The sequence below is a fragment of the Mammaliicoccus sp. J-M41 genome (genome assembly GCF_022385935.1).
GTDB lineage: Bacteria > Bacillota > Bacilli > Staphylococcales > Staphylococcaceae > Mammaliicoccus > Mammaliicoccus sciuri_A.
The window spans coordinates 1-14,879 of sequence record NZ_JAJNIR010000034.1 but is presented as its reverse complement, the minus strand read 5'-3'; the positions used below and the strand labels follow the sequence as shown (position 1 = coordinate 14,879).

Sequence of the window (14,879 nt, the reverse complement as noted above, 5' to 3'; positions counted from 1 at the left end):
AGAATAGTCTTAAACTATTCAATACGAGGTGACGTTTTTTTGATTCAATTTTTACCGAATTTCCTATCAGAACCAATAAATTTATCCTTAACAATGATAACGATCATCGCGCTTATATATGTATTTGTTCATCATAGAAGACAACAGCCCATTTTAAGTTTAATTGATATCATTTTAGGTTATTTTCCAATACTCATCCATGAGATGGGTCATGTTATAGCAAATAAACTATCAGGTGGTAAGCCTAAAGACCTCGTAGTTGTTTGGCGTCGTAAAGAGCGCATGGAAACCGGTAGACAAGGTTACGCCGTTACTGGTTCCAAATCACGTTTAAATCAATTTATAACGACTTTATTCGGTTATATCATGCCGCCGATTATGTTGATTTTAGGTGTATGGCTTAAATATCACACATTCGGACCAATTTTCTTAATCATTCTTCTGATCATGTTTTTATTCTATGTCATATTAACATCTAAGAAATTTATCCCAAGTATCATTCTCGTCGTTATTGCAGTAGCTTTATACGAAGTACTATCTGCACCGAATATACATGACTTTGGACAAATCATTACGTATATTTATCACATCAGTTTAGGAACATTATTAGGTGAAGTCGCACAATCGAGTATTACAATATTCCTATTAACATTCTCACGTTCAAGACAAGAATGGGATGGTAGTCAGTTAAGACAACTCACTAAAATTCCAACTATCTTCTTTAGTGTTATATGGATAGCGATTAATGTATATGCTGTTATGTATACTTTTAATATTTTATGGCCGTAGATATTGGAACTTTAAATATGGAGTCCCGTTATTTTAATCCATAAACAAAAAACCAGCAGAAATTCATTCTATTGAATTTCTGCTGGTTTTTATTTATTAAGCTGTTTTTATACCAAACAAATATGATGCATTTGTTTCACTTATCATAATTGTTTTATCTTTTAGTTTAAGTTCTATGAGTTGGTTTAAGCTATCTTTATTGCTAATTGTTACTACATCGCCAATATGCAATTCTTGATTACTTAAATAATCTAAGAGATTCACGTAATCCATTACACGTTTAATTTCAACGTCATCTCCAATTTCAAACTCATTTAATGATGTGTTATAAATTTCCTCTATTTGATTCTCTCTTGGAATAATACCACCATGCGGACAAGTTGTTGGGTAACCCATTAACTTATCTATCTTATCTATAAAACGGTCAGACACACGATGTTCTAATATTTCTGCCTCTTCGTGAACTTCATCCCAAGTATATTCAAGTTCTTCTATTAAGAATCGCTCTATGAGTCTATGTCTTTTAATAATATTAGTTGTATGATCTAAACCCTTTTGAGTTAATTTCACACCTTTATATGGACGAATATCTACGTAATCATCCTTTTTCAAACGTAACATCATTTCACTAACTGATGAAGGTTTAATATTTAAATCTTGCGCTAAATTCTTATTGGATACGTAATCTGTTGTGCCATTTAATCCAAAAATCGCTTTTAAGTAGTCTTCTTGTTCTTCAGTCAACATCTACTCTGACCTCACTTTTATTATCATATATTTATTGTACCACGATTTATTTTTACAGGCTATCTCTTGACTTTAGATAATTTTCTAATATAATCGAATTATAGTTTAGGTTAGCCTAAACTTATTTTTAGAAAAGGTGATAACATGTTGCAGGTAAAAAATTTAAATTTATATTTAGGACAACAGCACATATTGCATGATATTAATTTAACCATTGAATCTACAGGTGAATTAATTGGCATTATGGGACCGAATGGTGCAGGAAAATCTTCATTTATTAAATCGATTTTGGGTGAATTTAAGGCATCAGGAGAAGTTTATTGGCATGATAAACCGATAAACCAACAGTTGAAACAATTAACGTATATTCCTCAAAGAAATCAATTAGATTTAGATTTCCCTATCACTGTTCAAGATAGTTTATTAACAGGCTATTATGCTACATCAGGTTGGTTTAGACCATTAAAAAAAGAAGCTTATCAAAAAAGGGATCAATTAATGTCAGAGTTACAACTAACTGAATTAAAAGATAAGACATTAAATCAATTAAGTGGTGGTCAATTACAACGTGTTCTTTTAGCAAAGTCTTTAATGAAAGACAGTGATTTATTATGTCTCGATGAACCATTTGTCGGTATTGATTTTAAAAGTGAAGAAATCATGATAAACATGCTTAGAAGATTAAAGTCAGAAGGAAAACTCATCATAATTGTTCATCATGATATTCAAAAAGCCAAATTATATTTTGATAGAATCATCCTCCTCAATCGAACTATTAAATTTTTTGGCACAGCATCTGAAGCTTTAACAGAACACAATATTAAAGAAGTATTTCTAAAGGAAGGCGTTACACCATGATTAATGAATTTATCTCATCCCTAATACAATATAATTTTTTAAGTCGAGCGCTGATTACTGCTATTGTAGTTGGTGTTGTCTGTGGCATTGTAGGTAGCCTCATCATACTAAGAGGTTTATCTTTAATGGGTGATGCTATGAGCCATGCCGTACTGCCTGGTGTTGCAATAAGTTACGTATTGAACATTCCGATGTTTATAGGTGCACTCGTTACCGGTATGTTAACGAGCTTTCTGATTGGTTACATTGCCCAACACTCTAAAACTAAAAATGACGCAGCTATCGGTATTATCTTTACTGCATTCTTTTCCCTTGGAATTATTATCATAAGTCAAATTAACTCCTCTACTGATTTATATCATATTTTATTTGGGAACATACTAGCAGTAACTTCAAGTGCATTTTATACAACGAGCATAGTCAGTATAATTGTTATCGCTTGTGTCATATTATTTTACAAACCCTTGCATTTATCAACGTTTGACCCTATTGCAGCTAGAATGAGCGGTTTAAATGTAAAAGTCATTCATTATTTTGTCATGATGCTATTAGCGCTTGTAACAGTTGCTAGTTTACAAACAGTGGGCATTATACTTGTCGTTGCACTACTTATTACACCGAGTTCAGCTGCATTTTTAATCACAAAATCATTAAAATCAATGATGATTGTCGCAAGTGTTATCAGTGCAATATGTGCGGCCTGTGGCATGTATATAAGTTACCTTTATAACTTACCAAGTGGCGCGTGTATCGTATTAGTCTGCTGCTTAGTGTACATGATTACATTCACCATACATAAAATGAAATTAAAATTTGCTTAGGAGGTTAAACATGAAGAAATTATTTATGCCATTACTCGCTATCATTATTTTATTAAGTGCTTGTAATGCAACATCATCTAATGAAGACAAACATTTAAAAATTGTAACAACAAATTCAATATTAGCGGATATGACTAAAGAAGTGACAAAGTCTGATGCAAAAGTTACAAGCATCGTCCCTATCGGTCAAGACCCTCACGAATATGAAATTAAACCAAAAGACGTCAAAGCATTAACAGATGCAGATGTCATTATATATAATGGTTTTAACCTTGAAAGTGGAAATGGTTGGTTTGAAAAAGCATTAGAACAAGCAGGTAAAAAAGTCTCAGACAAAAATGTTATTCAAGCAACTGAAGACGTTACACCTATTTATTTAAAAGGTGGAGAAGGCAATAAAAATAAAATCGATCCACACGCTTGGTTAAGCATTGAAAATGGTATAAAATACGTCAATACAATTGAAAAACACTTAAGTGATATAGATAAAGATCACAGTAAACAATTTAAAGACAATGCTGAAAAATACACGAATAAACTAGATAAACTACATCATAAAATGATGACAGCATTCAATGATATTCCTGAAGATAAACGTGCTTTTATAACAAGTGAAGGGGCATTTAAATACTTCGCTAAAAGCTATCATATAACACCAGGATATATTTGGGAGATTAATACAGAAAAACAAGGTATACCAGATCAAATGAAGCAAGCCATTAAATTTGTGAAAGACCATGATCTAAAATCATTAGTCGTCGAAACAAGTGTTGATAAGAAAAGTATGCAAACATTAGCAGAAGAAACAAGCCTCAACATTAAAGATGAAGTATTCACAGATTCAATCGGTAAAAAAGATTCTAAAGGTAACTCATATTACAATATGATGGAACACAATGCAGAAGCTATTCATAATAGTATGAAATAATGAAAAAAGAGGCCGAGATTTAATCATCTCGGCCACTTCTTTGTGTATATAACTTCCATTATCTCGAATTCTGGTAATTAGAACGCTGTAACTTCCATTATTCTGAATTGTGGTAGTTAGAATGCTGTAACTATCATTATTCCGAATTCTGGTAATTAGAACTCGTATCCTTAGAGACATTTCTCAGAATTCTGTCCCTAACGACACCCATAACATACACTTCTCAAATAAATTCTATTATTTTAATGTTGGATCATCTTTTTTCATGACTTGCTTATATTTACTAAATGTTTCTTTATCATTTTTAGAAAATGCCTCGTTCATCATTTGTCTTTTTTCGGCTCTTCTTCTTCTGTCTTTCTTTGTTTCTTTACGATCATACCTGAAGTTTAATGAAGTACCTTTTTTAGTAAATTCTTTCATATACATATATGATCCTGAATTATAAGCTGCTCTAATAATCATATGTCCTGCTACTGGAGATGTTAAATATAAGAACAGTATTGTTAATAATGTTCGGACACTAAAGTATTCTTGTGTCACTAAGAAATATATAAACACACCTGTCAAAGTAAGCAACACAGATAATGTAGAACTTTTAGTAGCGGCATGACTTCGAAGAAATGTATCTCTAAAGCGTACAATTCCTATCGCACTGATGAGCGCTGCTATTGAACCTAACAATATTGATAAAGCGGCAATTAAACTAACGATCTCGCTTAGATTCAAAGACACGACCCCCTTCTATGAAACGTGAAATACCTACTGTACTCAAGAAAGAAAGTATTGCGATAATCAAACTCGCTTCTAAATAACTGAATGTATCATAAATAATGCTTAATACCCCTACTACGGAAACTAAAATCGCACCGATTGCATCAAAAGCAATGACTCTATCCGCAGTAGTTGGACCTATGATCGTTCTGAGAAGTACGACAACAATGGAAATACCATATATAACAAGCGCTGTTTTGATAATTGCTAATATGATAAATGACATTATTTAAGCACCTCCCAGATTAGTTTTTCATATTTCTTAATTTGCTTCGTTAAAATTTCTTTTTCTTTATCTGAAATATCAATTGCATGTATAAAGAATCTCCTACCATCAGGTGAAAGTCTAAGCACAACAGAACCTGGTGTAAGCATAATAAGCAATGTTAACAATGTAATCGCCCAATCTTGTTTTAACGTTGTTTCATATGTTACAAGACCTGGATTAACTTTGTTTGTTTTAAATAAAATATAATTGATTGTTGTCATACTTGAAGTCACAAGTTGATAGTTATAAACACAAATAAACTTGAAGATTACCCAAACTTTTTTCAAGTAGAAGACATGTCCAAAGAATCTATGCATTAAATAAACAATAACGATACCAATGAGATATCCACCTACAAAGGTAGATAAATGAAATTTATCTTCATCTTGGAATAACGTCCATAAGAAGGCGATTAAAATATTTAATAACAACTGTGCCATTATTACTTCGCCTCCACTTCTACGTTTGGAATAATTTCTTTAATATATGACTGTTCATGTATGTTAAATTGTGCTGCTAATTCTGAAATATTCAATACATATTGTGATGCAATACCTAATACGATAGTAGCTACTGTTAATATGATCATCGCGTATAATTTATGTTTAGAAAGTGGAACCCTTTCAACTTTAGGAATATCGTTTCTACCGAAGTACATCACTAAGAATATTCTTAGTAAACTGTACATGGCGATGACACTTGTAATTACCATCACGATGACACCAATTGTATAACCATTATCTAAAGCACCTTTAATAATTAATAATTTCCCAGGAAATCCACTAAATGGTGGTACACCACCGATTGATAATATCGTGATAAAGAATATAATCCCTAAACTAGGATAATATTTAATTAATCCACCAAACTGATCATAATATCTCGTGCCTGATAATAATACGAAAGTACCTATGATTAAGAATAATAATGTTTTAATAATCATATCATGACTGACATAGAATATTGCCCCTGTAATACCATCACTATTATTTGCACTTAAACCGAGGACAGCAAATCCTATTGATAAAATAACTTGGTAAGCTGCAATCTTTTTAATATCTTTAAATCCTAATACACCGATACTGCCGATGATCATTGTGATGATAGCCATAATATATAATAGGAAATGTGTAACTTCTGGCTTTTCATCGAACATCAACACCATAACTCTTATCAATGCATAGACACCGACTTTAGTCATAAGGCTGGCAAACAATGCCGCTAATTCAGTGTTTAAAGCTGCATATGCTTTCGGCAACCACATAAACATTACTAAGGCTGCTTTACCACCAAAGACGAAAATCATAATAACTGCTACTAAAGTAACGGTCGTTGGTTGATTACTTTCAGTTATACGCATTGCGATGTGTCCAAAGTTCAACGTGCCTAACGTTCCATATAAGTATGCTACACCCATTAAGAAGAACCAAGAACTGACAACATTAATAACAACATAAATAACACTCGCTCTTAGTTGTTCGATAGATTGTCCAAGTGTTAATAATACAAATGATGCTAATAACATAATTTCAAACATAACGTATAAATTGAAGATATCTGCCGTTAAGAAACTTCCGTTAACACCTGTTAATAAAAATAGTATAAAAGATGGTAAGAAATATCTATTTGCTACTCTTTCTCGTTTACCAAAACCAAAATATATAATAACTGTTACAACAAAACAAGAAACAGATGTAAATAGAAGTGCTAATTCATCTCCGACAAACTGTATACCATATGGTGGTTGCCAATCTCCAAAGTTAATAACAAGTACTTTATTAAGACTAACTTCTATAAGTAGCCATACCGAGATGATTGTTGTAATTGATAAACTCGTTACCGCGATACGTCTTGTTAAAGCTAAACGTTCTTTAAAGAAGAACAATATTAATCCAGTAATTAAAGGTACGAGTAATGGTACTAATATTAAATTATTCATCTACATCTTCATCCTCACCGCGTAACGCCTCTATTCTATTTACTTTCGTCAACTTAAATGTTCTATATATAAGTACGAGTAAAAATGCTGTAACAGCAAAACCAATTACAATAGCTGTTAAGATCAATGCTTGAGGTAAAGGATCGACATAATCTTTACCTTCTCCATTAATAAGTGGAACATTCTTTCCACCAAACTCGCTCATGGATAAAATCATTAAGTTTGCTACGTGTGTATAAATTGCTGTACCAATAACAATTCGAATTAAGTTCTTAGACAAAATCATATATGTTCCTACAAATGTGAGTACGCCTATTATAATAACCAGTATTAAATTCAACTGTTATCACCACTTATCGCAAGCATGATTGTTACAACTGCCCCTACTACAGTAAGTAGTATGCCGAGCTCAAAAAGTGTAACGCTTGATAAATGAATCTCACCTAACAACGGCCATGTCATATAGCCATCCTCATGTGTTAACATCGGATGTCCAAAGAACATTGGAATAATACCTGTACCAATTGAAATGAGACATCCAATAATCGTAACTGCTCTAAAGTCTAATGGCATTGATTGAACGACTGTTTCCACATCAAAAGCTAAAAACATTAAGATAAAGGCTGAGCTAAAGACGAGTCCACCAATAAACCCACCACCTGGGTTATCGTGACCAGCAAGAAAAATATAAAATCCAAACGTCAATATTATGAATATAGCAATTTTGGATATCGTTTCTAATACAACATCATTTTCTTTCATTTGGCTCATCCTTTCTTATCTTAAATTCAACTAATGTAAATATACCTAATCCTGCAATTAATATAACGATTCCTTCAAGCATTGTATCTAACGCTCTAAAGTCTCCTAGAATACCGTTAACGATATTTTTAACACCTGCTAATTCGTATGCATTATCATAGTAGAATGAAATTTTGTCGAACAGGCTATCTTGTTGCATCATAATGACAAAGACCACAACAAATACTGCCATTAATAAAGCAATTGTTAATTTCACAATTTCACTGATAACGTTTGGTGTATCTTTCTGAACGTTTGGTAAATGATAGAACACTAATAAGAATAATACTGTCGTAATCGTTTCTATAACAAGTTGCGTTAAAGCTAAATCAGGTGCTTTCATAAATATGAATACGACCGCGATCGAATACCCGATGACACCATTTAAAATCGTCATTGTCATTCTTTCTCGTATAAACATTAACGCTGTTGCAGTAATCACTATATTAATTAATATAATGATTTCAAATGTTGTCGCTTCAGTAATATGGTAATAAGCAATATCATAAATACCGACTTGATAAATACCATATCCCATAATGACAAAGAAGATTACATAAATAATGTGTAAATATTGATTCAGTTTATTATTCATAATACCTTGAATTGAAAACGTACTGATACGATCTAATGCATCCATACCTTTTGTATATAGCGTATTGATTTCTAAGTTTTTAGAAATCTTACTATAAATAACATCCCATTTTGGCACGAGTATAAGAAGTGTCCCAATAATGTATATGCCAAGTGTTAAGAATAATTCTACTGTAAATCCGTGCCACGCTTTAATATGTGGTAAATGAGCCATAATCTCGCTATCGTGGAATATATCTCTTAATGCTGGACCAATTAAATATTCTCCTAATACATTCGGTACAAAGAAAATGATTGGAACAAACAATACGATAATCATTGGTGAGATTAATAACCCGCCGCCATCATGACGTGGTACTTTCGGTAATTGTTCTTTTTTAAGCTTACCGAAAAATGGTTCTTTAATGAGTTTAATACAATATACAAATGTAAATATACTGCCGACAAACCCAGCTAATATCATTACGGTAGACATCGTTTGATTAAAGATATCTGTGTGTCCTGTTTCTACTAAACTCGTAAAGAATTTCTCTTTACTTAAGAAACCATTAAATAACGGAATACCTGCCATAGATAGTGCACTGATTGTCATGACAACTGCTGTTATTGGCATGATTGTTCTTAATCCACCAAGCTTTTTAACATCTCTTGTTCCTGTTTCATGGTCGATAATACCGACACCCATAAATAGAACACTTTTAAAAATCGCATGGTTAATTAAATGGAATAATGCTGCAAATAAACTCGCTAAAAAGATTTCGTTATCTGCTTTAAAATTACTATTTAATGCTAATAGCCCTAAACCGATCATCGTCATAATCATACCGAGCTGACTGATTGTTGAATAGGCAAGCATTGCTTTTAAATCTTTCTTATTAACTGCAAAGAATGAACCGACTAATAATGTCACTAAACCGATAGTAACAACTGTATAAACGACCCATGTACTTTGACCGATAATTGGTGTAAATCTTAATAATAAATATAATCCTGCTTTAACCATTGTTGCTGAATGTAAATAAGCACTGACAGGTGTTGGTGCTTCCATTGCATCTGGCAACCAAATATGAAATGGAAATTGTGCAGATTTCGTAAATGCTCCGAGTAAGATTAAAATGACTGCAAGTACAAACCATGGTGATTCATAAATTTTATCAATCATACCGACTTGTTCAGTAATTGTATTCGTACCCGTAATGCTGTATAGCAAAATCAATCCAACTAACATTGCCATACCGCCAAACACTGTAATTAAAAATGATTTCAAAGCACCGTCTTGACTCTTTCTACGTTGATACCAATATGAAATGAGCAAGAATGAAGAAATACTTGTTAACTCCCAAAATGTATATAACAATATCGTATTATTTGAAAGTACGACACCTAACATTGCTAACATAAACATTAACAAATACGTATAAAATCTTGGAAGATTCTCTTTTTCATGGGAAAGATAATAAATGGCATATAAGAAGACACCTGCACCGATTAATGAAATAAGTAGTGCAAAAATTAAAGATAAACCATCTAAACGTAAATCTAAATTAACATCTACAAGTGGAATCCACTCTTGGAAATAAGTAATACTTTGGCCAGCATATATCGTCTTAATTTGACTTAAGAAATATATGGAACTTAGAACTGGCGCAATTAAACTTAGCCATCCAGCAAATCGGCTAAACTTTGTATTCATCGTCATGAGCACGATCGACATCACAACGATAATCATTAAAAACAGCCATATTAAAGCCATACATTGACCCCTTTCTCTCTATATATTAAGTTCAATTGTCGTTTCTTTTTTTATTGTCGTGACATCAATGAATTTTAAAGTTTCTATTAACGATTGATGTCCGAGGTATTTTTGAATAATCGAAACAGATACCCCTGATTTGAAGGCATGATATGCAAAAGTCTTCCTTAACGAGTACAACCCGATATTCTTCAACCCTACTTCTTCAGCTGCAACATGTATAATTCGATAAGCTTGTTGTCTTGATAATTGTTTTTTTGTTTTGATGGACATAAACACAAAGTCATCTCTTTTTAATCCTTCTTCATAAATAAAAGTGGATAAACTCGATCTCAAATGTAACGGTATAACAACTTTAATTAAATCCTGTTCGTTATTTATCCAATCTTGCTTTATATCATTGTCCTCATCAAATAAATCTTGGACCGTTAAATTAAGTAGCTGGTTTACTTTCATACCAGTATGAATAGCTAAGCTAAACAATAAATAGTCTCGTTCACTATGTGATTTCAATACTTCATACATTGCTCTAATGTCATCTTTATTCTTAATTGGAGATACTTGTTGCATAAATTTGGTCCATCCTTCCTAATTAAGGTACATATTAATAATAATATATATTTGAGTAACATGAAAGTAATTTATACATTTTTTTGTCGTTTTTACATACTTATTTCGATATATAAAGTGAAAGGAGGTTTTACTTATGGAAACAGTTAAAGACATCAACATTATTTTATTGCATCAGTATTTAGATGAAGCTTCTAAAGTAAAAACTGTTCAACGTAAATTTAATGCAATTAATTTAAACGTTACACCCGAACAAGTTAAAACTTTTAAAGGCATTATCGAAACATTAAGTGACGAGAAATTTAAAGATGCATATATCGTCAAAACAATACAGATAGAAAATTAGTACTATCTAAAAAGATTTAGGAGGTGAAAATATGAAAAGAGTATTAGAATTAACATTTAAAACTTCTTTAGAGAAGACATTTACATTACAAATTCAAAATCCAAAAGCAGACTTATCAAGCGATATCGTAGAAGATGCGATGAATAAAATTATGAAGCTTAACTTATTTAACTTAAATAAAGGTGAGCTTGTATCAATCCATTCCGCACAATATATCGAGCGCAGCACACGACAATTGATTAAATAAGTATTCTATAGCAACAGAAAAGGCAAGGACATAAATTTTGTCCTTGCCTTTTTTCTTATATATCTTTAACGAGTGTTTCGTATTTTTCTTTATGTTCTGCATCCATAAAGTAGTAAACTTTTCTTTCGTCGAGATTACTTCTATATTTATCGATTAAACCTTTTCTATATAATTTTGCTAAGTTTGTACCTATATTAGAAGGTCTTGTTTTTAATTCTAAAAGCTTTCCACTTAGAATTTCTTTGATTGTAATTTCTTTTGCAGTGTATATTTCTTCTAAAATAATGAAATCAACGAGTGATAATTTCTTTTCATTTTTTAAAGTTGTCACTTTATTCTCATAGTCGATCATTTGTTGAATGGTTTTGTTGAATGTTTCTATCAAGTAAAGCCCTCCCAATTTAATTTTCCCCGATTTTTAATAGTTCACAATACACAAATTTCATTAATTATTATTTTAACGCGTTTTAAATTCATATTTTGATTAAATCGATTAACATATTTGATTTATTATGAAGTATCTTCTCCATTTTATTAAATTAGGTAACATTTACATACTATTTTTGATATCATATTGTTAAATAAAGAAATATATTGACAGATTTTGATGTTTTATTCCATAATTTATCTTTATTGAGAGGTGATTATTTGTACAACTATAAGATTTCACTACATAAAGAAAGTATCATTAACCCGAAACTACTCGGCTATGGTGCTTTATGTTTTGTTTTAGAAGGTCATACAGAGGTTACATTAAATCATACGACTTATGAATTTAATGTCGGTGACCTATTCTATCTTCAAGATAACGATAATTATTTACCAATCATTAATAATGGATTGGTCGCTATACTTCATATCAGTTATGCGATGATGGAAAATTTAAGTGGAGAAGAAGCATTTGTCTTTAGGATTCCACGTACGACGAAGACTAATGAATTAGATAGATATAAACATGAAATTAAAGACTTATTTATTAGAGCAATTCTTGCAAACTTAACAAACGTTAAAATTAGATGCAGTAATTATGTTGTTGAGATTTATAAAATTATGTTTGAACGTTTTCAAGTGGATACTAAAAATTATGGTCATATTGAAATAGAACTCAGCAGTCTTATTTATAAAGTAAAACAATATATTGATCAAAATTATCACGAAAGATTATCACTTAATAGTGTCGCGAGTCATTTTTATATTTCTCCTGAACATTTATCTAGAGAATTCTCTAAACAAATGGGAACAACATTTATTCAATATTTAAAGGAAACAAGACTTTTTCAAGCGACGTACGCATTACTGTTCACGCAGTTTAAAACAGAACAAATCGCAAATAGTCATGGTTTTTCTAGTTATCATAACTTTAATAGACAATTTAAAGAACAATTTCATGTAACACCTAATCAATACCGTCTTCAATATAGACGTCATAAAAAAGATAAAGAAAATGAAGTAATTTCTAAAGAGGAAAAAGCTTCATTGATTTCAAAATTACAAAAATTGATGCATAATAAATCGTTTGTTCATGAATATAAAAGGATGGCATTTAGTGATGTACCTTTTAAGACCCTCTCAGCAAATCATAAGACATATTTACATGTCGGTGGTGTTTATGATTTCTATACGCCTTTTCTTGGTGAAATTTTAGAAAATGTAGAGAAAATGACGGATACACCTATTATTGTTATTCATTGTTCAATGAAGACTTTCTTTAGTGAAGAACATCAAAATCATTATAAACAAAATTTAGCTTTTTGTTTAAGTATGTTTTCAGATACGAGAATCATACCAGCCATAAAAATATATGATATTGATTATGACGACGACAACTTTAAAAACAACTGGCATGAATTAATAGATGCCATTTACAATTATTTTTATAACAAGAATGGAGAAATCTACTTTGATGTAGATTATGGTGATATCTATCATGTTAAAAAGCAAATTAGAGAAACAAAGATGAAATTACCTGATATACATATTGGAATAAATGCGCCAAATCCATTTATTCATTTATATGAAGAATTAGAGATTGATTTTTCACAATATGAAGATATTGATGCTTTTGCATTAAGTTATAACTTTAACGACTTGTATAACTTAGATGAAATCAACAATTATGATATCGCAGACATTACAAAGCAACATACGAAACAACTTATTCAAAATATGGCTTATTTAAAGTCAAAAAATAAACATGTTATCCCAATGGAATGGAATATATTAAACGGTGATACGTATACCAGTAAAAGCTTTTATTTTAATGCGTCCATTATGTTAAAGCATTTAATGAGTATTACAAATTACATATCTGGTATAGGATTTTGGTTAATGGAAGAATCCTCTGCTAAATATTCATCCATTGAACAGCCTTTATCTTTATATTTAAAATATCACTGTAAAAGTCCAACGAATTATTTATTATCTATACTAAGTCATTTTAACGGTCATGAATTTTATGAAGGTCCAAACTATATTAAATTTGAAATTCATAATAAAATATTCTATTTATTATTTAACTATGAACTGTATCATCCACATGATATCAACTATCAAAATAATATCGGAATTATCTTATCTTATCGAGACATCCCATTCGATAAATTCAGAGTTACGAAAATTACTTTCGACCAAGACAATGGAAATATCTTTAAAGCGATTAGAAAGTTAGATCATACTCATGGTAATTTGGACTTCTTAAATACAGTATTATTAGATAGATATTGTTCGCCAGATATAGAAATGGCAGATTATAACACAAATAAAATTGATGAAACTTATTTCTTAAAAACGAACGCTGTCCAATTATTGATTGTACAAAATAGAGGATAGAAACACATAGTCAAACAAACTGATTAAAAATCCATAAAAAAACCTTGGGCATCGTTTTGCACTAACCCCATGATGTGGGAGTAAAATAAAAACACTTTCGTTGAATTCATATTAAAATGAATTTATACGGAGGTGTTTTTTCTATGAAAAGAGTGGCATATTCAGTTGAAACAAAATATAAAGTAGTAGAAATGAAACTTAAAGGATATAGTACAAGAGAAATAATGGATGCTTTAAATATTAAAAATGAATCTCAAGTTAAAGTGTGGTGGAAATGGTATAGAAATGGGGAAACACATAGATTCAATCAACAAGTAGGTAAACAATATTCCTACGGAAAAGGAAATGAAGAATTGAGTACTGTTGAGACGCTAAAAATTGAATTAAAGCGCAAAGAAGTAGAAAATGAAATTTTAAAAAAGTACAAGGAATTGGAAAGGAAGTGGTCCCAGAGGTAGTTGTTGAATTAGTAAATGAATTGAAATCTAAATATACAGTGAAAGTCATTTTAGAAGCTTTAGATGTTCCAAAATCAAATTATTACAGATGGAAAAACAAAGATTTCAGTATATCTGAGGATGAACGAGAAATTATAGAACTATGTAAGAAACATCG

At 31.0% G+C, this 14,879-nt stretch carries 17 protein-coding genes and 1 pseudogene; 8 read left to right on the top strand and 10 right to left on the bottom strand.

Features of this window, described 5'->3' with window-relative positions; genetic code table 11:
- Positions 1-39: 39 nt before the first annotated feature.
- Positions 40-789, top strand: coding sequence for a M50 family metallopeptidase (locus tag LQ686_RS11345; protein ID WP_051539267.1), 750 nt, complete (start codon positions 40-42; stop codon positions 787-789).
- A 96-nt stretch (positions 790-885) separates the two neighbouring features.
- On the opposite strand, the gene LQ686_RS11340 is transcribed toward LQ686_RS11345, so the two are convergent.
- On the bottom strand, positions 886-1,536 hold the full coding sequence (locus LQ686_RS11340; RefSeq protein WP_025905995.1) for a metal-dependent transcriptional regulator: 651 nt from the start codon (positions 1,534-1,536) through the stop codon (positions 886-888).
- A 144-nt stretch (positions 1,537-1,680) separates the two neighbouring features.
- Between LQ686_RS11340 and LQ686_RS11335 the strand changes: the two genes are divergently transcribed.
- Genes LQ686_RS11335 through mntC form a run of 3 tightly spaced genes read left to right on the top strand, consistent with a single transcriptional unit; the run spans position 1,681 to position 4,143 of the window.
- Entirely contained in the window at positions 1,681-2,394 is a 714-nt protein-coding gene (locus LQ686_RS11335) for a metal ABC transporter ATP-binding protein (protein ID WP_025905997.1), read from the top strand.
- Positions 2,391-3,215, top strand: coding sequence for a metal ABC transporter permease (locus LQ686_RS11330; protein ID WP_037560217.1), 825 nt, complete (start codon positions 2,391-2,393; stop codon positions 3,213-3,215). Before LQ686_RS11335 ends, LQ686_RS11330 begins: the two co-directional genes overlap by 4 nt.
- A gap of 10 nt (positions 3,216-3,225) precedes the next feature.
- Positions 3,226-4,143, top strand: coding sequence for a manganese ABC transporter substrate-binding lipoprotein MntC (gene mntC, locus LQ686_RS11325; protein WP_107572988.1), 918 nt, complete (start codon positions 3,226-3,228; stop codon positions 4,141-4,143).
- 237 nt (positions 4,144-4,380) lie between these two features.
- Here mntC and LQ686_RS11320 read toward each other — a convergent pair whose 3' ends face one another.
- Genes LQ686_RS11320 through LQ686_RS11285 form a run of 8 tightly spaced genes read right to left on the bottom strand, consistent with a single transcriptional unit; the run spans position 4,381 to position 10,842 of the window.
- Positions 4,381-4,872 (bottom strand): Na+/H+ antiporter subunit G, encoded by a 492-nt coding sequence (locus tag LQ686_RS11320; RefSeq protein WP_025906003.1) that lies wholly within the window; start codon positions 4,870-4,872, stop codon positions 4,381-4,383.
- On the bottom strand, positions 4,850-5,143 hold the full coding sequence (locus LQ686_RS11315) for a monovalent cation/H+ antiporter complex subunit F (protein ID WP_049320936.1): 294 nt from the start codon (positions 5,141-5,143) through the stop codon (positions 4,850-4,852). Before LQ686_RS11315 ends, LQ686_RS11320 begins: the two co-directional genes overlap by 23 nt.
- Positions 5,143-5,625, bottom strand: a complete 483-nt coding sequence (locus tag LQ686_RS11310) for a Na+/H+ antiporter subunit E (protein ID WP_025906008.1) — start codon at positions 5,623-5,625, stop codon at positions 5,143-5,145. The genes LQ686_RS11315 and LQ686_RS11310 overlap by 1 nt, the downstream gene beginning before the upstream one ends.
- Positions 5,626-5,627: 2 nt before the next feature.
- Entirely contained in the window at positions 5,628-7,124 is a 1,497-nt protein-coding gene (locus LQ686_RS11305) for a Na+/H+ antiporter subunit D (protein WP_025906010.1), read from the bottom strand.
- On the bottom strand, positions 7,117-7,464 hold the full coding sequence (locus LQ686_RS11300; RefSeq protein ID WP_025906012.1) for a Na(+)/H(+) antiporter subunit C: 348 nt from the start codon (positions 7,462-7,464) through the stop codon (positions 7,117-7,119). The genes LQ686_RS11305 and LQ686_RS11300 overlap by 8 nt, the downstream gene beginning before the upstream one ends.
- On the bottom strand, positions 7,461-7,886 hold the full coding sequence (locus tag LQ686_RS11295; protein WP_025906014.1) for a monovalent cation/H+ antiporter subunit B: 426 nt from the start codon (positions 7,884-7,886) through the stop codon (positions 7,461-7,463). The genes LQ686_RS11300 and LQ686_RS11295 overlap by 4 nt, the downstream gene beginning before the upstream one ends.
- A complete protein-coding gene (locus LQ686_RS11290) occupies positions 7,873-10,272 on the bottom strand; it encodes a DUF4040 family protein (RefSeq protein WP_107572989.1) in 2,400 nt (799 codons plus the stop codon). The genes LQ686_RS11295 and LQ686_RS11290 overlap by 14 nt, the downstream gene beginning before the upstream one ends.
- An 18-nt stretch (positions 10,273-10,290) precedes the next feature.
- Positions 10,291-10,842 carry a tyrosine-type recombinase/integrase gene (locus LQ686_RS11285; RefSeq protein WP_107565897.1) on the bottom strand — a complete coding sequence of 184 codons (552 nt, stop codon included), beginning with the start codon at positions 10,840-10,842 and terminating at the stop codon, positions 10,291-10,293.
- 136 nt (positions 10,843-10,978) lie between these two features.
- Between LQ686_RS11285 and LQ686_RS11280 the strand changes: the two genes are divergently transcribed.
- Positions 10,979-11,188, top strand: a complete 210-nt coding sequence (locus LQ686_RS11280; protein ID WP_025906021.1) for a DUF1659 domain-containing protein — start codon at positions 10,979-10,981, stop codon at positions 11,186-11,188.
- Between the two features lie 31 nt (positions 11,189-11,219).
- A complete protein-coding gene (locus tag LQ686_RS11275) occupies positions 11,220-11,435 on the top strand; it encodes a DUF2922 domain-containing protein (RefSeq protein WP_025906022.1) in 216 nt (71 codons plus the stop codon).
- A 55-nt stretch (positions 11,436-11,490) separates the two neighbouring features.
- On the opposite strand, the gene LQ686_RS11270 is transcribed toward LQ686_RS11275, so the two are convergent.
- A complete protein-coding gene (locus tag LQ686_RS11270; protein WP_025906024.1) occupies positions 11,491-11,820 on the bottom strand; it encodes a MarR family transcriptional regulator in 330 nt (109 codons plus the stop codon).
- Between the two features lie 263 nt (positions 11,821-12,083).
- On the opposite strand from LQ686_RS11270, the gene LQ686_RS11265 reads away from it, so the two are divergent.
- Together LQ686_RS11265 and LQ686_RS11260 are read left to right on the top strand one after the other, a co-directional pair.
- Positions 12,084-14,264: an AraC family transcriptional regulator gene (locus LQ686_RS11265; RefSeq protein ID WP_107572990.1), complete on the top strand. Its 2,181-nt coding sequence runs from the start codon at positions 12,084-12,086 to the stop codon at positions 14,262-14,264.
- A gap of 143 nt (positions 14,265-14,407) precedes the next feature.
- Positions 14,408-14,879 (top strand): annotated as a pseudogene (locus LQ686_RS11260) (helix-turn-helix domain-containing protein); the annotation flags it as partial.